Raw genomic sequence first — 18,987 nt, 5'->3', positions numbered from 1 at the left:
TCAGTTCCCCAGTTTCTGCGCGGTATGCGCCAGGCGCTGCCCCAGTGCGCGGCACAGGGCGGTTTCGTGTTCGTCGAGCGGGCGCTTGCCGTCGTGGCCGGCATGGTGGCTGGCGCCGTAGGGCGTGCCGCCGCCACGGGTATCCAGCAAGGCCTGCTCGCTGTAGGGCAGGCCGCAGACCAGCATGCCGTGGTGCAGCAGCGGCAGCAGCATGGACAGCTGGGTGCTTTCCTGTCCGCCGTGCAGGCTGGCCGTGGAGGTGAACACCCCGGCCGGCTTGCCGACCAGTTCGCCGGTCAGCCACAGGCTGCTGGTGCCATCGAGGAAGTGCTTGAGCGGCGCGGCCATGTTGCCGAAGCGGGTCGGGCTGCCGAGGGCCAGGCCGGCGCAGTGGCGCAGGTCGTCGAGGCTGGCGTAGAGCGCGCCTTGCTCGGGAATTTCCGCGGCCACGGCGGCGGATTCGGCGGACACCGCCGGCACCGTGCGCAGGCGCGCCTCCATGCCGCCCTGTTCGACGCCGCGGGCGATCTGCCGGGCCATTTCGGCGGTGGCGCCGTGGCGGCTGTAGTAGAGCACCAGGATATAGCGGGCGCTCACGCCAGCAGCTCCAGCACGCGCTCCGGCGGCCGGCCGACCACCGCCTTGGCGCCGACCACCAGGATCGGCCGCTCGATCAGGCGCGGGTGCAGGACCATGGCGGCGATCAGCGCCTCGTCGTCGAGTGCTGGGTCGGCCAGGTCGAGTTCCTTGTACAGTTCCTCGCCGCTGCGCAGCAGCTGGCGCGCGCCGTAGCCGAGCTTGCCGAGCAGTTCGCGCAGCTCGGCGGCGGAGGGCGGCGTTTCCAGGTAGTGCACCACCCGGGGCTGCAGGCCGCGCGCTTCGAGCAGCTCCAGGGCGCCGCGGGATTTCGAGCAGCGCGGGTTGTGGTACAGGATCATGTCGGTCATGTGGGATTCGCCTGGCCGTGATTGAGGGCGCTATTCTAACCGCGTCGGCACGTGCCCCAGAACCTTCCTGGGGCGGCGCAGTGCAGCACAGTCGGTCACAAGGAGAGTCGATGAGTCGTCATCTGTACAGCGCATGGTGTTTCGTCGAGCGGCTGGTCCGTCGTTTCTTCGCCGATCGCGGGTTGCAGAGCGCGGCGGCGCTGACCTACACCACGCTGTTCGCGGTGGTGCCGATGCTGACCGTGACCTTCGTCATGCTCGCGGCCGTGCCGGCCTTCCGCGATCTGGGCGGGCCGATCCAGGCCTTCATCTTCCGCAATTTCGTGCCCTCGGCAGGCGAGCAGGTGCAGCAGTACCTGAGCGGCTTCATCGGCCAGGCGCGCGAACTGACCTGGATCGGGGTCGCCGTGCTGGTGGCCAGCGCACTGCTGACCCTGAGCACCATCGAGGGCGCCTTCAACCATATCTGGCGGGTCCGTCGGGCACGGCGCGGGGTGTCGAGCTTCCTGCTGTACTGGGCGATCCTCAGCCTCGGCCCGCTGCTGCTGGGCGCCGGTTTTGCCGCCAGCACCTATGTCATCTCGCTCGAGCTGCTGTCCGGCCCGCACGCGCTGCCGGGGGCGGCGACCCTGCTCGGGCTGATGCCGCTGCTGACCGGGATCGCCGCCTTCACCCTGCTATATGCCGCCGTGCCCAATACCCGGGTGCCGGTACGCCACGCGCTGCTCGGCGGGTGCTTCAGCGCCCTGCTGTTCGAGGCTGCCAAGGCGCTGTTCGCCCTGTATGTCAGCCTGTTCCCCTCCTACCAGCTGATCTATGGCGCCTTTGCCGCGGTACCGCTGTTCCTGCTGTGGATCTACCTGGGCTGGCTGATCGTGCTGTTCGGCGCCGAGCTGGTCTGCCATCTCGGCGATCCGGGCAGCTGGAACGGTGCGGCGCGTCCGCCGTTGCTGAATCTGCTGGGACTGCTGGGGCAGCTGTTCGCCCGTCAGCAGAACGGTCGTTCGCTGTCGCGCGCGGCGTTGGCCCGACATGGCTGGGCGTTGAGCGAGGAGGAGTGGCTGGAGCTGATCGGCTTGCTCGAGCGCGAGCGGCTGGTGAGCGCCACCCGCAATGGCGACTGGGTGCTGTGTCGCGATCTGTCGCAGCTGTCGTTGGCCTGGCTGGTGGAGCGCACGCCGTGGCGGCTGCCGGCGCTGGACGGTCTGCCGGAGCGCCTGCCCGCGGGGCTGGAGGCACCGTGGTATCCGCGCCTGCGCAGCGCCGTGCAGGCGCTGGAGCAGGCGCGCGGCGAGGCGCTGGGCGGCAGCCTGGCCGAGTGGCTGGGCGAAGCCCGCGGACGCCGTTGAGGTCGGTTCAGGCCACGTTGCTGATGACCGGCTGCACGAAGATCTCCTCGATCTTCAAGCTCTGCGGGGCGAACGCACTGCGCAGGCGCAGTTCGACGCGGGAGAGGCTCTGCTTCAGCGGCAGGCGGGCCACGCCGGAGAGCAGGATGCGCTGCTGCGGATCGATGCGGCCGTGGTCGACCGATACTTCACGCTCCTGGTCGCCGTCGAGATAGCTGACCAGCAGCGACACCGGCAGGTCGCTGAGGCCGGGCAGGTGCAGCCAGGCAGCGACTTCCAGCTCGACCAGGCGGCCGTCGAGGGCGGTGCTGCGCGGCCGTGCGGCGGCCAGTTGCGGGGCGGTCAGGGCGTGGAGCAGGCGATCTTGATTGGGCAGCATGCAGATCTCCGGAAGCGGTAATTTGGCGCCAGAAATTGTACGAAACCCTTCGGCGCGGAACTGTGGTGCAGGGCAGGCCGGCGGGTGACCTGTTGCTCAGTTTGCATGGCCAGCCGCTCTGCCGTGCGGCTTTGCCGGTGACGGCGGTTTCGGTTAAGTTGCATTCGGCAACGGATCAGATGGGGTGGACAGGCGATGCGAACTCGATGGAACAGCGCCATGCAGCTGCTGTGTGCGGCTCTGCTGCTCGCCGGCTGCACCGAGGCGGACTGGGGGACCGATCAGCACGGCCGTCCGGTCGCGGCGGCGCAACTGGACGGCCGCTGGCTGGTGATCAACTACTGGGCCGAGTGGTGCGGACCCTGCCGCAAGGAGGTTCCCGAGCTGAACCGTCTGGCCAGCGAGCTGGCAGCGCAGCCGGTCAGGGTGCTGGGGGTGAATTTCGATGGTTTGCAGGGCGAGGAGTTGCGCAAGGCGACTGCGGCCCTGGGCATCGCCTACACCAACCTGGCCAGCGATCCGGCCGCGCGTCTGGGCCTGACCAGCAGCCAGGTGTTGCCGGTGACCTGGCTGGTCGACCCGCAGGGGCGGGTACGCGAGCAGCTGGCCGGCGAGCAGACGGCGGCCGGGCTGCAAGGGAAGTTGGCGGCGCTGCGGGCGCAGCCCTAGCGCCAGGCGAACGGCCGCGGCCCGCTGACTGTCCTTCGGCCGGGCAGGCCTTCAGTCATCCAGGGGGCGGTCGGCCGCGACGCGCCCGGCATCCTTGAGCAGGGCCTGGATCAATTCCTGCTGCAGTTCCGGATCGTTGCGCGTGAGCTCGATCAGGCTCTGCTCCAGTTCGCCGGCTTCCTCTTCCAGGCCCAGTTCGGCCAGGCGCTTGACCCGGTGCACCCAGTGCGCCACGTCGCCTTCTTCCAGGTCCTCGTAGATCAGCGGGTGGGCTTCGCGCAGGCGGCTGCGCAGGTCGCGGCTGACCTGCAGGGTGACCTCGGCGCGGGTCTGGTCCTGCGGGTCTTCCACGCGCAGCTGCAGCTTGCCGAGACGGCTCACGTCCTGTTCGGCCAGCGGGCTGTCCAGCAGGTTCAGGCGCAGTACGCCGTTGCGGTTGGTGGTCAGCTCGTAGGTCTGCTTGCCGGCGGTGACCAGCACCGGGCGCTCCGCCCAGGGCAGGCTGGAGGTTTCCAGGCGGGGTTCGCCCTGTTGCTCGTCCAGTGCGGCCAGGCTCTGCTGGGCGCGGCCGTTGGACTCGGCGTTCATGAACGGGTTGAGGCCGGCAAAGCCGTAGCTGATCCACTCGCGGGTCGCGGTTTCCGGCAGGCTGCCGAGCAGCGGCACGTTGAGCACGTTGGCGCCGACCCCGGCGAGCACCGCCACGGCACCCAGCGGGATCTCGTAGAGTTCTCGCCAGGGTTGGTAGGGCGTATAGCGCTGGTAGCGGCGGGTCACCTCGTAGGGGATGGCCTCGAAGGTCTTCTGCTCCAGGACGCGCACATGGCGTTGCGGCAGTTCGAGCACCGGCGGCGTGCCGGCGTCGATCTGCAGGCTGTGTTCGAGCAGCTTGCGCTCGACCCGCTCCTCGAGTTCGCTGCGTTGCGGCAGCTGGTTGGCACAGCCGGTGAGGAACACGGCGCCGCACAAGGTGGCGCCGGCAAAGCGATGGCAGCGTCTGGGCATGATCTCTTTTAACGGTTGAGGCGGGCGGCGAGGAAGGCCTGGATCTCGGCAAGCGGCACGCTCTGCGCCTCGCTGTCGCGGCGGCCCTTGTATTCCAGAACCGACTCGGCCAGACCGCGCTCGCTGACCACGATGCGGTGCGGAATGCCGATCAGCTCCATGTCGGCAAATTTGACGCCCGGACTGGTCTTCTTGTCACGGTCGTCGAACAGAACTTCGTAGCCGGCGGCGCTCAGCTCGGCGTACAGGCGGTCGGCGGCTTCCTTGACGGCGGCATTCTCGTACTTCATCGGCACGATGGCGACCTGGAACGGTGCCAGCGCCTGCGGCCAGAGGATGCCGCGCTCGTCCCAGTTCTGCTCGATGGCGGCGGCGACCACGCGGGAAACGCCGATGCCGTAGCAGCCCATGGTCAGGGTGACCGGCTTGCCGATCTCGTTGAGCACGGTCAGCTTGAGCGCCTCGCTGTACTTGGTGCCGAGCTGGAAGATGTGGCCGACCTCGATGCCGCGTTTGATCTCCAGAGTGCCCTGGCCGTCCGGGCTCGGGTCGCCGGCGACCACGTTGCGCAGGTCGGCGATTTCCGGCAGCGGCAGGTCGCGCTCCCAGTTGAGGCCGAAGTAGTGCTTGCCGTCCTGGTTGGCGCCGGCGGCGAAGTCGCTGATCAGGGCGACCGAGCGATCGATCACGCACGGAATGTTCAGGTTCAGCGGGCCGAGCGAGCCGGGGCCGGCACCGACGGCGGCGCGGATCTCGGCCTCGGAGGCGAACACCAGCGGGCTGGCGACCTGGGCCAGGTTGGCGGCCTTGATCTCGTTGAGTTCGTGGTCGCCGCGCACCAGCAGGGCGACCAGCTGGCCTTCCTCGGCGCCGTGCACCACCAGGGTCTTCACGGTCTTGACGATGGCCACGCCGAACTGGGCGACCAGCTCGTCGATGGTCTTGGCGTCCGGAGTGTCGACCAGGCGCAGTTCCTCGCTGGCCGCGCCACGGGCGGTCTCGCGCGGGATGGCCTCGGCTTTCTCGATGTTGGCCGCGTAGTCGGAGCTGTCGCTGAAGGCGATGTCGTCTTCGCCGGACTCGGCCAGCACGTGGAACTCGTGGGAGCCGGTACCGCCGATGGAGCCGGTGTCGGCCTGCACCGGGCGGAAGTTCAGGCCCAGGCGGGTGAACACGTTGCAGTACGCCTGGTGCATGCGGTCGTAGGTTTCCTGCAGCGATTCCTGGTTGAGGTGGAAGGAGTAGGCATCCTTCATCAGGAATTCGCGGCCGCGCATCAGGCCGAAGCGCGGGCGGATCTCGTCGCGGAACTTGGTCTGGATCTGGAAGAAGTTGATCGGCAGCTGCTTGTAGCTGTTCAGCTCGTTGCGCGCCAGGTCGGTGATCACTTCCTCGTGAGTCGGGCCGACGCAGAACTCGCGCTGGTGGCGGTCCTTGATGCGCAGCAGCTCGGGACCGTACTGCTCCCAGCGTCCGGATTCCTGCCACAGCTCGGCCGGCTGGATCGCAGGCATCAGCACCTCGAGGGCGCCGGCGGCGTTCATTTCCTCGCGCACGATGTTCTCCACCTTGCGCAGCACGCGCAGGCCCATCGGCAGCCAGGTGTACAGGCCGGAGGCGAGCTTGCGGATCATGCCGGCACGCAGCAGCAGCTGGTGGCTGATCACCACGGCGTCGGTGGGGGTTTCTTTGAGGGTCGAGATCAGATACTGGCTGGTGCGCATGGGTGGGGCAATCCGGATTCGCGAGGCGGAAAAATGCCCACATTGTACGGCGCGGGTCTGGTGGCGTACAGGGTGGTCGGCAGCGCCTGGGGCGGCAGACGGATGCCGCAAAGCAGCAGCCCGGCACAGGGCCGGGCTGCTGCTGGTTGCCGGTGGGCGCGAGGGTTACAGGATGCTCAGCGGGTACTCGACGATCAGCCGGGTCTCGTTCTGGTCGACGTCATAGTCGGCGTTGTAGGCGCTGTTGGCGCGCCAGACGGCATGCCGCACGGTGAAGCTCAGGTCCTTGGCGACGCCGTCCTGGATCACGTAGGCGGTTTCGAAGTTCCACTCGTGCTCCTTGCCTTCCTCGCCGGCTGCGGTGGTGATCTGGTCGCCGCTGACATAGCGGGTCAGGAAGCTCAGGCCCGGCACGCCATAGCTGGCCATGTCCAGGTCGTAGCGCGCCTGCCAGGAGCGCTCGTCCTCGCCGACGAAGTCGGAGAACTGCACCGAGTTGCCCAGGTACACGGTGCCGTTGCCGTCGGCACCGTAGTAGTAGCCGGTGTCGCCGCTGGAGCGCTGGTGGCCGAGGGTGAAGGTGTGCGCGCCGAGGGTGTAGGCGGCGGCCAGGCTCCAGATGGTGTTGTCGTCGTCGCGGGCGTCGCGGTTGTCGAAGCCGGTCTTGTAGAGGTTGAAGTCGAAATTCAGCGACTGTGCCTCGGCCAGCGGCAGGGTGTAGTTGGCGTTGGCGTAGTGCTTCTTGAAGCCGCGGATGTCGCTGCCGCTGACTTCGACGTCGGAGTAGTAGTAGGCCAAGATCAGCTCGTCGCTGACGGCGTAGCTGGCGCCGACCAGGTCGAGCGATTGCAGCTTGCCGAAATCGTCTTCGTAGCTGTCGTGGTGCATTTGATTCTGCGCGGTCAGCGCGGTGAAGTGGCCGGCATTCAGCTCGAGACCTTCGATCTCGCTGCTGGTCGCCAGGAAGCCCTCGACGCTTTCCGGCAGCAGGCGGCTGTCGTCGGTGGACAGCACCGGCAGGTCGACGAATTGCTCGCCGTATTTCAGAGTGGTGCTGGAGATGCGCGCCTTCACCGCGGCGCCGGCGCGGGAGAAGGTGTCCTCGGCGCGACCGTCGCTGCCGGGCTGCATGTCGAGAGCACCGGCACGGCCCTTGCCGCTGTCCAGTTTGACGCCGGCCAGGCCGAAGGCGTCGACGCCGAAGCCGACGGTGCCCTGGGTGAAGCCGGATTCGTAGATGGCATGCAGGCCGAGGCCGCTTTCTTCGGCATAGCCCGCCGGGTTGGCGGATTCGCTGCTGCCATTGCTGGCGCCGTTGCGGGAGTCGATGTTCATGTACATCGCGCGGCTCAATACCGACAGGCTGCTGTCCTCGACCAGGCCCTGGGCTTCGGATTGCTGGCTGGCAAGGGCCAGCTGGGTGCTGCCGGCGGCCACGGCGAGGGCGATGAGGTTCCATTTCATGGGCATGGGGACTCCAGTAAGTAAGGTTGCGCTGTCCTGTGAGGCAATCTAGTCGAGCGCATCGTTATTGTCGTTGATGTGTAACTTTATAACATGTCGGATGGGTGTTAAAGCCCCCGGCATCGGGCGGCGGCCGGTGCCGGGGAGCTGGCCTGCGCCGACGCTTGTCCGTGCTTAATATTGAGTTAAGTCTAGCGGTCCAGAGTGGCGACCATACCCTGTACAGGAGGCCTTTTATGCCGCTACTTAGGGATGGCCAAAACGATTGCCTGGCTGTGATCGGCAAAGATGCCGAGCTGGCTTTGCACATGGCGATGCAGGAGTCGGACAACGACCGCCGCCAGCAACTGGAACACTTCATCGGCGAGCGTTTCGCCGAGCATTACGGGGCGCGGGTGCGCCACTTCATGCCCTGCCTGCTGGGGCTCTACGATGCCGAACAGCAGTTGCAGGCCGCTCTCGGCGTACGCTGCGGGCAGCAAGGGCCGCTGTTTCTCGAGCGCTATCTGGATGTGCCGGTCGAGCAGCGCATCGCTGAGCTCAGTGGCGGCAGTCAGCCCTCGCGAGGCCAGATCGCCGAGGTCGGCAACCTGGCCTCGCTGGGCGCCGGTCATGCACGGCTGATGATCGTGGCGCTGACCGACCAGCTGGCGGCCGCGGGGTTCCGCTGGGTGGCCTTCACCGGCACGCTGCTGCTGCTCAACAGCTTCCAGCGCCTGGGCCTGAACCTGTTGCACCTGGGGCCGGCCGATGGTGCCCGCATGGGCGACGAACTGGGCGACTGGGGCAGCTATTACGCCACCAATCCGCAGGTGATGGTCGGTGACGTGCGGGCCTGCCATCAGCGCCTGCAGAGCATGGGCATCTATCGGCGGCTGGGTTACCAGTCGCATCGTCCGCTGCAGGGGGAGTTCGCCCATGTCGCCTGCGGTTGAGCAGTTTCGCCAGCAACTGAGCCGTTTTGCCATGCGTGTGGCGGTCACTTGTGGTGAGCGCAGCTGGAGTTATGCCCAGTTGCTGGACGAGGTGGCGGCGCGGCAGGCGATCCTGCAGCGCGGCGCCGTACAGCGCTTGGCGATCGCCCTGGACAACGGCCCCGAGTGGCTATTCTGGGATCTGGCCGCGCTGTTCGGCGGCGTGCCCTGCGTGCCGCTGCCGGGCTTCTTCTCGCCGGCGCAGCAGCGCCACGTGCTCGACACCTCCGGGGTCGACACCCTGGTCGCCAGCGATGCGCAGGCGTTCGCCGCCCTCGGCTTCGCACTCGACAGCGACGGCCTGTGCCGGCGCACGGTCGCCGCGCCGGCGGCGCTGCCCGCCGCTACGGCGAAGATCACCTACACCTCCGGCACCACCGGCCAGCCCAAGGGCGTATGTCTGTCGGCCGAGGCCATGCTGAGCGTGGCGCGGAGCATCGCCCAGGCCACCGCCAGCAGCGCCATCGAGCGGCACCTGTGCGTGCTGCCGCTGGCAGTGCTGCTGGAAAACCTGGCCGGCAACTACACGCCGCTGCTGCTCGGTGCCCGCCTGGAAATTCCGCCGCTGGCCGAGGTCGGCATGCGCGGCGCCAGCCAGTTCGAGCTGCCGGCCTTCCTGGCCAGCCTGGCGCGGGTGCGGCCGAACAGCCTGATCCTGCTGCCACAGCTGTTGCTGGCGCTGGTCACCGCCGCCGAGCAGGGCCTGGCGTTGCCCGACTCGCTGCGTTTCATCGCCGTTGGCGGCGGCCGGGTGGCGCCGCAGCTGCTCGAGCGTGCCGAGGCGCTGGGGCTGCCGGTGTTCGAAGGCTACGGCCTGTCCGAGTGTTCCTCGGTGGTGTGCCTGAATACCCCCGAGCAGCGGCGCATCGGCACTGTCGGCCGGCCGCTGGCGCATGCCGAGGTCAGGTTGGCGGACGATGGCGAAGTGCTGGTGCGCGGCGCCCGCCTGCTGGGCTATCTCGGCGAGCCGGCAGCGGCGGACGACTGGCTGCCGACCGGCGACCTGGGCCACTGGGACGACGGTTTCCTGGTCCTGCACGGGCGCAAGAAGCACCAGTTCGTCACCGCCTTCGGGCGCAACGTCAACCCCGAGTGGGTCGAGGCCGAGCTGGTCCAGCAACTGCCGATCGCCCAGGCCTGGTTGCATGGCGAGGCGCTGCCGGCCAACGTCGCGGTACTGGTGCCGCGTGCTGGCGCGATCAGCGATGCGCAGCTGCAGGCAGCCGTCGACCAGGTCAATGCCGGTTTGCCGGACTATGCTCGCGTGCACCACTGGTTGCGCGCCGAACAGCCCTTCAGCGAGGCCGATGGCCTGGCCACCGCCAACGGCCGGTTGCGCCGCGCCGCCCTGTTTCAGCATTACCGCAGTGCCATCGACACCCTGATGGCCGGATCGAACGTTTAAAGGAAGCGCACTGATGAGTTTCTACGAGACCCTGCAAGAGCAGACCGTTGCCGAGCGCGAGTACCTGCTGGCCGCGCCGATCCTCCGCCAGGTGATGGCCGGCGGGATCGGCCTGGACAGCTACGTGGCCTTCCTCGGTCAGGCCTACCACCACGTCAAGCACACCGTGCCGCTGCTGATGGCCTGCGGTGCGCGCCTGCCGGAGCGGCTGGAGTGGCTGCGCGAGGCGATTGCCGAATACATCGAGGAGGAGTACGGCCACCAGGAGTGGGTCCTCAACGACATCCGTGCCTGCGGCGCCGATGCCGAGGCGGTGCGCCGGGAGACGCCGAACCTGCCGACCGAGCTGATGGTCAGCTACGTCTACGACCGCATCGCCCGGGACAACCCGGTGAGCTTCTTCGGCATGGTCAACGTGCTGGAAGGCACCAGCATCGCCCTGGCCACCCAGGCGGCCGGCATCATCCAGGAACACCTGCAGCTGCCGCCGCAGGCCTTCAGCTACCTGACCTCCCACGGCAGCCTGGACATCGGCCATGTCGAGTTCTTCAAGAAGCTGATGAACCGTCTCGACGATCCGGCCGATCAGGCCGCGGTGATCCACACCTCCAAGGTGGTCTACCGTCTGTACGGCGACATGTTCCGCAGCCTGCCGCTGGCCGCGGTCGGGGAGAGCGCCAATGCAACTGCCTGAGTGCCGCATCCTGCTGACCGGCGCCACCGGCGGCATCGGCCAGCAGCTGGCCGAGCGCCTGTGCGCCGGCGGGGCCCACCTGCTGCTGGTCGGCCGCCAGGCGACGCGTCTCGAGCAGTTGGTGGCGCAGAGCCATGGCCGCGCCGAGAGCGTGTGTGCCGACATCACCTCCAGCGCGGGGCGTGACGCGGTGCTGCAGGCGGCCCGGCGCTTCGGCGGCATCAACGTGCTGATCAACGCGGCCGGGGTCAATCATTTCAGCATGCTCGAGCAGCACGACGAGGAGGCGCTGGCCGCGCTGATCCAGCTCAACGTCACCGCCACGCTGCAGCTCACCCATCGCCTGCTGCCGCTGCTGCGCCAACAGGAACGGGCGCTGCTGGTGAACATCGGCTCGACCTTCGGCTCCATCGGCTATCCGGGTTTCACCGCCTACTGCGCGAGCAAGTTCGCCCTGCGCGGCTTCTCCGAGGCGCTGCGCCGCGAGCTGGCCGACACGCGGGTCAAGGTCATGTACATTGCGCCACGCGCCACCCGCACCGAGATGAACGAGCAGAGCGTGGTGGCGATGAACACCGAACTCAAGGTGGCGATGGATGCGCCGGCGCTGGTGGCCGACGCGGTGGTCGCCGCGATTGGCCGCGAAAGCGAGGAGCTGTACCTCGGCTGGCCGGAAAAGCTCTTCGTGCGCCTCAACAGCCTGCTGCCGCGGGTGGTCGATCAAGCCCTGCGCAAGCAGTTGCCGATCATCCAGCGCTTTGCCCGCAGCAAGTCCTGACCTTTCCCCGGAGTGGAGAACCCCATGCCGAAATCCATCGTGCGTAACCTGATCCTGGGTGGTGCCCTGCTGTTCAGTCTGCCGAGCTTCGCCTTGAGCGAGGTCGGCGAGCAGAGCCTCAAGCGTCTGCAGGGGCGCTGGGCCGAGATCAACTACCAGCTGCCGGAGACGCAGCGCGAGGCGGCGTTCGCCAAGCTGGCCGACGAGGCCGAGAGCGCGCTCAAGGCCGAACCTCAGGCCGCCGAGCTGCTGGTCTGGCGCGGCATCATCCTCAGCACCTGGGCCGGTGCCAAGGGCGGCCTGGGCGCGCTGGATCTAGTCAAGCAGGCACGCGGCGAGTTCGAGGCGGCGATCAAGCTCGACGCCAAGGCCCTCGACGGCTCGGCCTACACTAGCCTCGGCTCGCTGTACTACCAGGTGCCGGGCTGGCCGATCAGCTTCGGCGATGACAAGCGCGCCGAGCAGCTGCTCAAGCAGGCGCTCAGCCTGAATCCGACCGGCATCGACGCCAACTATTTCTACGGCGACTTCCTGCTGCGCCAGAAGCGCTATGCCGAGGCCCAAGTGGCGCTGGAGAAGGCGCTGGCGGCGCCGGCGCGCCCGGGCCGCGAGGTGGCCGATGCCGGTCGGCGCAAGGAGGCGCAGGCGCTGCTGCAGAAGGTGCAGGCCGCAAAGGAATGAGGCGATGGTAAGCCCTGATGTGACGGGCTGAGCCCGTCGTCTGCGCGCCGGGCTGGCGAGAGTGCGATACTCCCGTCAGTCCGGCGCAGTCATGTCCGCAGCATGCAGACCAGGGTGCCGGGGTGGGCTGACCGAGGAGTGGTGAATGCGGATATTGCTGGTGGAAGACGACAGGGCGCTGGGCGAGGGGATCCGCACCGCGCTCAAGCCCGAGGGCTACACCGTGGACTGGGTGCAGGATGGCGTCAGCGCCCTGCATGCCCTGAGTCACGAGAGTTTCGAACTGTGCGTGCTGGATCTCGGCCTGCCGCGCATGGACGGTCTGGAAGTACTGCGTCGCTTGCGCACGACCGGCAATGCCCTGCCGGTGCTGGTGCTGACCGCGCGCGATGCGACCAGCGACCGCATCGCCGGGCTGGATGCCGGCGCCGATGACTACCTGATCAAGCCCTTCGATGTCGCCGAGCTCAAGGCGCGCCTGCGTGCCCTGCTGCGCCGCAGCTTCGGTCGAGCCCAGTCGGCGCTGGAATACCGCGGCATCCGTCTGGAGCCGGACAGCCAGCAGGTGACCTACCAGGGCACGCCGGTCAACCTGCCGCGCAAGGAGTTCCTCCTGCTCCACGAACTGCTGGCCCAGCCGGGGCGCGTGCTGACCCGCGACAAGCTGCAGCAGGTGCTGTACGGCTGGAACGAGGAGGTGGAAAGCAATGCCCTCGAGGTGCATGTGCATCACCTGCGCAAGAAGTTCTTTCCCGAGCTGATCCGTACCGTGCGCGGGGTGGGCTACCTGGTGGACAAGGCATGAGGTTGCGTTCGATCCGCTCGCGTACCCTGGTGCTGGTGCTGGGCGTGCTGTGCATTGCCCTGACACTGATTTCCTGGCGCAGCTACAGCGATGCCCGGCACGAGATCGAGGAGCTGTTCGATGCCTATCTGGCGCATGCGGCGCGGCTGCTGGAGGGCATGGTCGGCGGCGATCTGTCGCCGGCGACCCGTCTTGCCCTGCAAGAGGCGCTGGATGCGGCGCTGCAGGGCGGGCACGGTGTGGGCGAGTCGGCTGCGCCGCTCGATGGCCATCGCTACGAGACCAAGCTGGCTTTTCTGGTGCTCGATAACCGCGGGCAGCCCTTGCTGCGCTCGGCCAGCGCGCCGCCAGCCCTGCTCGAACGGCTGCTCGAGCAGTTGCCGGACTATGGCGCCGGGCCGGCTTCCGGCGAGCGGGAGCCGCTGTCGGTGCTGGCGCCGCAGCTGATCGGCTATCACACGCTGCACGTGGGTGAAAACTACTGGCGGGTGTTCCTGCGTCAGGACGTGGTCGACCGGCACTGGATCCTGGTCGCCGAGCGGGAGGATGTGCGCGGCGAGCTGGTCGGCAGCATCACCCTGCGCAGCCTGCTGCCGGACCTGATCGGCCTGCCGCTGCTGGCGCTGCTGGTGTGGTCGGCGATTGGCCTGGGCCTGCGCCCGCTGGAGCAGGTGGTGCGCCTGATCAAGGCGCGCGATGCGGAAAATCTCGCGCCGCTGACCCTGGCGCCGCTGCCGCAGGAGCTGGAGCCGATGGTCGCCGCACTCAATCGCCTGCTGCAGCAGGTCACCAGCGTGCTGGAACGGGAGAAGCGCTTCCTTGCCGATGCCGCCCACGAGTTGCGCACGCCGCTGGCGGTGCTGCGCATCCACGCGCAGAACGCCCTGGAGGCGCCGGAGGCCGCCGACCGCGCCGCGGCACTGCAGCAACTGAAAGGCGGTGTCGACCGTGCGACCCGCGTGGTGACCCAGATGCTCACCCTGGCGCGTCTTGCCCCGGATGCGCTGCAGGTGGCCATGGCCGAGCTGGATCTGGCGCGCTACGTGCGCGAGGAGCTGGCCGAGCTGATCCCCCTGGCGCTGGAGCGCGAGCAGGAACTGGTCCTCGACTACGACGAGACGGCGGATTACCGGCTGGTGGCCGACGCGCCGAGCCTGGGCACTCTGCTGCAGAACCTGGTTGGCAATGCCGTGCAGTACACCCCGCTGGGCGGGCAGATCGCCGTCCGCCTGCTCGCCGAGACGCCGCGTGTAGGCCTGCGCATCGCCGACAGCGGGCCAGGGGTGCCGGCCGAGCAACGCGAACAGCTGTTCCGCCGCTTCTACCGACAGGGCGCAGGGCAGGGTGCGGGGCTGGGGCTGTCCATCGTCCAGCGCATCGTCGAGCTGCATGGCGGCGAGATCCTGCTCGACAAGGCGGCGCTGGGTGGCCTCGAGGTGACGGTATGGTTGCCGCGCAAGCAGCCGGCGGCCGTTGCGCGGCAAGCTGTGGCACACTGAAATAACGCCGTCCAGTGCTGTGGCTCGTCGCCGGTCACGCCCGCGCCGGGCAACCCTCAGCTGTTCAACAAGGAGATGCCGCCATGTTCGCCCTCGATCCCCGCCTGCAGCAGGACACCCTGCATCTGGGTGACTTCCCGCTGTGTCGCCTGCTGCTGATGAACGATGCCAGCTATCCCTGGTTCATCCTGGTGCCGCGACGCGCGGAGGTCAGCGAGCTGTTCCAGCTCGACGAGGCCGATCAGCGTTCGCTGTGGCGCGAGACCACCCTGCTGGCCGAGCTGCTCAAGGACGTCTTCAAGGCCGACAAGATGAACGTCGCCACCCTCGGCAACGTGGTCAGCCAGTTGCACATGCACGTCATCGTTCGCCGTCGCGGTGACGCGGCCTGGCCGGCGCCGGTGTGGGGCCGCCAGCCGGCGGTGCCTTACCGCGAGGACGAAGTGAAGGACGTGCGTGACCGGCTGAAGCTGGTTCTGGACAGTGCCGATTTCCGTTTCGCGGTGGAGGCGGCATGAGCCTGGAGCTGCGCGTTACCGAACTGGAAACCCGTCTGGCCTTTCAGGACGATGCCCTGCAACAGCTGAGTGACGAGCTGCTGACGCAGAACCGGCTGATCGAGCGCCTGCAGCGGCAGATCGAGGCGCTGGCCTCGCGTCAGGCCGATCTGGCCGGGCAGATCGGCCCGGTGGAGGACGAAGCGCCGCCGCCGCACTATTGAGTCCCGGCCCAGAAACGACAGAGCCCGCCAAATGGCGGGCTCTGTCGTTTGCGCTCAAGCAGATGCGGGTCAGTCGATGATCAGGACATCCTCGGCCTGCAGGCCCTTGTCGCGCTGGGCCACGGTGAACTCCACGCGCTGGCCCTCGGTCAGCACCCGATGGCCATCGCCGCGAATGGCGCGAAAGTGCACGAAGATGTCGTCGCCGCTGTCGCGGGAGATGAAGCCGAAGCCCTTGGAGGTGTTGAACCACTTCACCGTGCCGGCTTCACGGCCTGCGCTCGGCGCGCTGCGGCGGACGCTGGGCGCGGACTTGGCATCCGCGGCGGGGCTGACCCGCGCTGCCGGCTGTGCCGGCCGCTCGGTCGGTGCCGAGGCTTGCGCCGGCATGGCCGGCTGGCCCGGCAGCAGCTGCAGGAAGGCGGCAATCGCGACGGCGAGCAGGGCGTACAGCACCACCGGCTGACCGGCCAGGCTGTCCAGCGGCAGCAGCAGGGCGAGGCCCTGCAGTGCTGTGGCGAGGACCAGCAGGGCGCTGCTCAGCGGTTGCACGCGCGGGCGTGAGGTGCCGAGCAGCGGGGAGATCAGCAGGTTGGCCAGGCCGATGAAGGCCAGGTACAGGGCATCGGGTTGTTGCAGCCAGGGCAGGGCTTCGCCGCGCAGGCTGGGAACGAAAGACAGCAGCAGGGCAGCCACGCCCGACAACAGATGGACGGTTTTCAATATGCTCAACGAATTCACCTTGGTAACCAACAAATACTGAACAGAGGATTTCCGGCAGACGGCGGCAATGCGGAAGGGAAAGGACGCCAGATGATGGCGTACCGGTCGGCCGGACAGCGCCTGGCCGGGCTCGGCGGCAATGGGCTCGAGCGGATTAGGCGCGGCGGCTATTTAACCGTAAAGGCCTCGTACTCTCAATTGCCCGTGCGCGGCGAGACGCAGAATCGGCTGCTGGCGGGGCAGGCGCGGGGGGATTATTTCAGGCTATAATCCCGGCCCTTTATCTCGGCAAGGCCTGCTGCTGCCCGCGTGTTCGCGGCAGGCTGGCGGCTGTGGCGGCAGCGGTTGCCTGGCAGCCGCGGATCGACCGCCGTGCGGAATTTACGACTGACTTTGAGAAGCGAACCGACCATGATGCGCAGCCACTATTGCGGCCAACTCAACGAAAGCCTGGACGGCCAGGAAGTCACCCTGTGCGGCTGGGTCCATCGCCGTCGCGACCACGGCGGGGTGATCTTCCTCGACATCCGCGACCGCGAAGGTCTGGCCCAGGTGGTATTCGATCCGGATCGTGCGGAAACCTTCGCCACCGCCGACCGCGTGCGCAGCGAATACGTCGTGAAAATCACCGGCAAGGTGCGCCTGCGTCCGGCCGGTGCGGTCAATGCGAACATGGCCAGCGGTGCCATCGAGGTGCTCGGCTACGAGCTGGAAGTGCTCAACGAGGCGGAAACCCCGCCGTTCCCGCTCAACGAGTACACCGACGTCGGCGAGGAAACCCGCCTGCGCTACCGCTTCATCGACCTGCGTCGCCCGGAAATGGCCGAGAAGCTCAAGCTGCGTTCGAGCATCACCAGCAGCATCCGTCGCTACCTGGACGACAACGGCTTCCTCGACGTCGAGACGCCGATCCTGACCCGCGCCACTCCGGAAGGCGCGCGCGACTACCTGGTGCCGAGCCGCACACACGCCGGCAGCTTCTTTGCCCTGCCGCAGTCGCCGCAGCTGTTCAAGCAGCTGCTGATGGTCGCCGGCTTCGACCGCTACTACCAGATCGCCAAGTGCTTCCGCGACGAGGACCTGCGTGCCGACCGTCAGCCGGAATTCACCCAGATCGACATCGAGACCAGCTTCCTCGACGAAGCGGACATCATGGGGCTCACCGAGACCATGATCCGCCAGCTGTTCAAGGAAGTGCTGGACGTCGAGTTCGGCGAACTGCCGCACATGACCCTGGCCGAAGCCATGCGCCGCTTCGGCTCCGACAAACCGGACCTGCGCATCCCGCTGGAACTGGTCGATGTCGAAGATCAGCTCAAGGATGTCGACTTCAAGGTGTTTGCCGGCCCGGCCAACGATCCGAAGTGCCGTGTGACCGCCCTGCGCGTGCCGGGCGCGGCGAGCATGCCGCGCAAGCAGATCGACGACTACACCAAGTTCGTCAGCATCTACGGCGCCAAGGGCCTGGCCTACATCAAGGTCAACGAGCGCGCCAAGGGTGTCGAAGGTCTGCAGTCGCCGATCGTCAAGAACATCCCGCTGGACAACCTGAACGTGATCCTCGACCGCGTTGGCGCCGTCGACGGCGACATCGTGTTCTTCGGTGCCGACAAGGCCAAGATCGTTTCCGAAGCCCTGGGTGCCCTGCGCATCAAGCTCGGCCACGACCTGAACCTGCTGACCTGCCAGTGGGCGCCCCTGTGGGTGGTCGACTTCCCGATGTTCGAGGAAAACGACGACGGCAGCCTGACCGCCATGCACCACCCGTTCACCGCGCCCAAGTGCAGCCCGGCCGAGCTGGAAGCCAACCCGGCGGCCGCGCTGTCGCGTGCCTACGACATGGTGCTCAACGGTACCGAGCTGGGCGGTGGTTCCATCCGTATCCACAGCAAGGACATGCAGCAGGCAGTATTCCGCGTGCTGGGCATCAGCGAAGAAGAGCAGCAGGAGAAGTTCGGCTTCCTGCTCGACGCCCTGAAGTTCGGCGCGCCGCCGCACGGTGGACTGGCCTTCGGTCTGGATCGTCTGGTCATGCTGATGACCGGCGCCAGCTCGATCCGCGAAGTCATCGCCTTCCCGAAAACCCAGAGCGCCGCCTGCGTCATGACCCAGGCGCCGGGCATCGTCGACAACAAGGCGCTGCGCGAATTGCACATTCGCCTGCGCGAACAGCCCAAGGCCGAATAAGCCGACCGACAGGAGCCTGGTTACGCCAGGCTCCTTCAGTTCGGGGGCGGTAAAAGTACAAGATCCACCAGAAATACGACGGAGAGAGTCATGGCTGGTCATTCCAAATGGGCCAACATCAAGCACCGCAAGGGACGCCAGGACGCCAAGCGCGGCAAGATCTTCACCAAGCTGATTCGCGAGCTGACCGTCGCCGCCAAGGGCGGGGCGAGTCCGGCTGACAATCCGCGCCTGCGCCTGGCGGTGGACAAGGCGCTGACCGCCAACATGTCGCGCGACGTGATCGACCGCGCCATCGCCCGCGGTGCCGGCACCAACGAAGCCGACAACATGGCCGAGCTGAGCTACGAAGGCTACGCGCCGAGTGGCGTGGCGATCATCATCGAGGCGATGACCGACAACCGCAACCGCACCGCGGCCGAAGTGCGCCATGCCTTCAGCAAATGCGGCGGCAACCTGGGTACCGACGGTTCGGTGGCCTACATGTTCGATCGCAAGGGCCAGATCAGCTTCGCTCCGGGCGTCAACGAGGAGGCCTTGATGGAGGCCGCTCTGGAAGCCGGCGCCGACGACATCGTTAGCAACGACGACGGCTCGGTGGATGTGTTCACCAGCTTCGCCGACTTCCACGCGGTCAACGAGGCGCTCAACGCCGCCGGCTTCAAGGGCGACGAGGCGGAGATCGCCATGATCCCGTCGATCAGTGCGCCGGTCGCCGATCTGGAAACCGCGCAGAAGGTGCTCAAGCTGATCGACATGCTGGAAGACCTCGACGACGTGCAGAACGTCTACCACAACGCCGAGATTCCCGACGAGATCATGGAACAGCTCGGCTGATATCCGGCGGGTCGGGATGCCTGAGCCGGAAGGGATGGATGACGGAGCGCCGTCGCCTGTGCCTTCCGGCTTTGTTTTTGGGAGGGACGTCATGGGCCGGCTTGCCGGAGATGACGGCGTGGGGTGGTCGGCCTATACTCGCGGCT

General features: G+C 67.4%; 21 protein-coding genes. 14 read left to right on the top strand and 7 right to left on the bottom strand.

Annotated features, from left to right (window positions below; genetic code table 11):
* Both wrbA and arsC read right to left on the bottom strand, forming a co-directional pair.
* The gene (wrbA, locus tag KRX52_RS01830) at positions 1-597 is read right to left on the bottom strand and encodes an NAD(P)H:quinone oxidoreductase (protein WP_217679434.1); all 597 of its coding nucleotides are present in this window, start codon (positions 595-597) and stop codon (positions 1-3) included.
* Entirely contained in the window at positions 594-947 is a 354-nt protein-coding gene (gene arsC, locus KRX52_RS01825) for an arsenate reductase (glutaredoxin) (RefSeq protein ID WP_217679433.1), read from the bottom strand. Before arsC ends, wrbA begins: the two co-directional genes overlap by 4 nt.
* Before the next feature lie 110 nt (positions 948-1,057).
* Between arsC and KRX52_RS01820 the strand changes: the two genes are divergently transcribed.
* The gene (locus KRX52_RS01820; protein ID WP_217679432.1) at positions 1,058-2,296 is read left to right on the top strand and encodes a YihY family inner membrane protein; all 1,239 of its coding nucleotides are present in this window, start codon (positions 1,058-1,060) and stop codon (positions 2,294-2,296) included.
* Between the two features lie 7 nt (positions 2,297-2,303).
* Here KRX52_RS01820 and KRX52_RS01815 read toward each other — a convergent pair whose 3' ends face one another.
* On the bottom strand, positions 2,304-2,675 hold the full coding sequence (locus KRX52_RS01815) for a hypothetical protein (protein WP_217679431.1): 372 nt from the start codon (positions 2,673-2,675) through the stop codon (positions 2,304-2,306).
* Positions 2,676-2,894: 219 nt separating this feature from the next.
* Between KRX52_RS01815 and KRX52_RS01810 the strand changes: the two genes are divergently transcribed.
* Complete coding sequence (locus KRX52_RS01810) at positions 2,895-3,344, top strand: TlpA family protein disulfide reductase (RefSeq protein ID WP_254797306.1); 450 nt, start codon at positions 2,895-2,897, stop codon at positions 3,342-3,344.
* A gap of 51 nt (positions 3,345-3,395) precedes the next feature.
* Here the strand turns inward: KRX52_RS01810 and KRX52_RS01805 are convergent, their stop codons facing one another.
* The 3 genes from KRX52_RS01805 to KRX52_RS01795 all read right to left on the bottom strand — a co-directional run bounded on the left by KRX52_RS01805 (position 3,396) and on the right by KRX52_RS01795 (position 7,537).
* Entirely contained in the window at positions 3,396-4,349 is a 954-nt protein-coding gene (locus KRX52_RS01805) for a hypothetical protein (protein WP_217679429.1), read from the bottom strand.
* A gap of 8 nt (positions 4,350-4,357) precedes the next feature.
* A complete protein-coding gene (locus tag KRX52_RS01800) occupies positions 4,358-6,073 on the bottom strand; it encodes a proline--tRNA ligase (RefSeq protein WP_217679428.1) in 1,716 nt (571 codons plus the stop codon).
* A gap of 165 nt (positions 6,074-6,238) precedes the next feature.
* Entirely contained in the window at positions 6,239-7,537 is a 1,299-nt protein-coding gene (locus tag KRX52_RS01795; protein WP_302850307.1) for an OprD family porin, read from the bottom strand.
* Positions 7,538-7,773: 236 nt separating this feature from the next.
* Between KRX52_RS01795 and KRX52_RS01790 the strand changes: the two genes are divergently transcribed.
* From KRX52_RS01790 to KRX52_RS01750, 9 genes are all read left to right on the top strand, one after another.
* The gene (locus tag KRX52_RS01790; protein WP_217679426.1) at positions 7,774-8,472 is read left to right on the top strand and encodes a thermostable hemolysin; all 699 of its coding nucleotides are present in this window, start codon (positions 7,774-7,776) and stop codon (positions 8,470-8,472) included.
* Positions 8,456-9,916, top strand: a complete 1,461-nt coding sequence (locus KRX52_RS01785) for an AMP-binding protein (RefSeq protein WP_217679425.1) — start codon at positions 8,456-8,458, stop codon at positions 9,914-9,916. The genes KRX52_RS01790 and KRX52_RS01785 overlap by 17 nt, the downstream gene beginning before the upstream one ends.
* Before the next feature lie 13 nt (positions 9,917-9,929).
* Positions 9,930-10,610 carry an iron-containing redox enzyme family protein gene (locus tag KRX52_RS01780; RefSeq protein WP_217679424.1) on the top strand — a complete coding sequence of 227 codons (681 nt, stop codon included), beginning with the start codon at positions 9,930-9,932 and terminating at the stop codon, positions 10,608-10,610.
* Complete coding sequence (locus KRX52_RS01775; protein ID WP_217679423.1) at positions 10,597-11,388, top strand: SDR family oxidoreductase; 792 nt, start codon at positions 10,597-10,599, stop codon at positions 11,386-11,388. Before KRX52_RS01780 ends, KRX52_RS01775 begins: the two co-directional genes overlap by 14 nt.
* 24 nt (positions 11,389-11,412) lie before the next feature.
* The gene (locus KRX52_RS01770) at positions 11,413-12,069 is read left to right on the top strand and encodes a tetratricopeptide repeat protein (RefSeq protein ID WP_217679422.1); all 657 of its coding nucleotides are present in this window, start codon (positions 11,413-11,415) and stop codon (positions 12,067-12,069) included.
* Between the two features lie 145 nt (positions 12,070-12,214).
* Positions 12,215-12,874 (top strand): response regulator, encoded by a 660-nt coding sequence (locus tag KRX52_RS01765; protein WP_217679421.1) that lies wholly within the window; start codon positions 12,215-12,217, stop codon positions 12,872-12,874.
* Positions 12,871-14,373, top strand: a complete 1,503-nt coding sequence (locus KRX52_RS01760; RefSeq protein ID WP_217679420.1) for a sensor histidine kinase — start codon at positions 12,871-12,873, stop codon at positions 14,371-14,373. The genes KRX52_RS01765 and KRX52_RS01760 overlap by 4 nt, the downstream gene beginning before the upstream one ends.
* Positions 14,374-14,456: 83 nt before the next feature.
* Entirely contained in the window at positions 14,457-14,891 is a 435-nt protein-coding gene (locus tag KRX52_RS01755; RefSeq protein ID WP_217679419.1) for an HIT family protein, read from the top strand.
* Positions 14,888-15,094 (top strand): SlyX family protein, encoded by a 207-nt coding sequence (locus KRX52_RS01750; protein WP_217679418.1) that lies wholly within the window; start codon positions 14,888-14,890, stop codon positions 15,092-15,094. Before KRX52_RS01755 ends, KRX52_RS01750 begins: the two co-directional genes overlap by 4 nt.
* 69 nt (positions 15,095-15,163) lie before the next feature.
* Here the strand turns inward: KRX52_RS01750 and KRX52_RS20895 are convergent, their stop codons facing one another.
* Positions 15,164-15,820 carry a cold-shock protein gene (locus KRX52_RS20895; RefSeq protein ID WP_367890515.1) on the bottom strand — a complete coding sequence of 219 codons (657 nt, stop codon included), beginning with the start codon at positions 15,818-15,820 and terminating at the stop codon, positions 15,164-15,166.
* On the opposite strand from KRX52_RS20895, the gene KRX52_RS01740 reads away from it, so the two are divergent.
* The 3 genes from KRX52_RS01740 to KRX52_RS01730 all read left to right on the top strand — a co-directional run bounded on the left by KRX52_RS01740 (position 15,803) and on the right by KRX52_RS01730 (position 18,841).
* Entirely contained in the window at positions 15,803-16,087 is a 285-nt protein-coding gene (locus KRX52_RS01740; protein WP_217679417.1) for a hypothetical protein, read from the top strand. The genes KRX52_RS20895 and KRX52_RS01740 overlap by 18 nt on opposite strands.
* Before the next feature lie 141 nt (positions 16,088-16,228).
* On the top strand, positions 16,229-18,004 hold the full coding sequence (gene aspS / locus KRX52_RS01735; RefSeq protein WP_217679416.1) for an aspartate--tRNA ligase: 1,776 nt from the start codon (positions 16,229-16,231) through the stop codon (positions 18,002-18,004).
* A gap of 90 nt (positions 18,005-18,094) precedes the next feature.
* On the top strand, positions 18,095-18,841 hold the full coding sequence (locus KRX52_RS01730) for a YebC/PmpR family DNA-binding transcriptional regulator (RefSeq protein ID WP_217679415.1): 747 nt from the start codon (positions 18,095-18,097) through the stop codon (positions 18,839-18,841).
* Positions 18,842-18,987: the final 146 nt, after the last annotated feature.

It is taken from the genome of Geopseudomonas aromaticivorans (assembly GCF_019097855.1).
GTDB classification, from domain to species: Bacteria; Pseudomonadota; Gammaproteobacteria; order Pseudomonadales; family Pseudomonadaceae; genus Geopseudomonas; species Geopseudomonas aromaticivorans.
The sequence above is the reverse complement of the archived record's forward strand: the minus strand, read 5'-3'. Positions and strand labels throughout refer to the sequence as shown.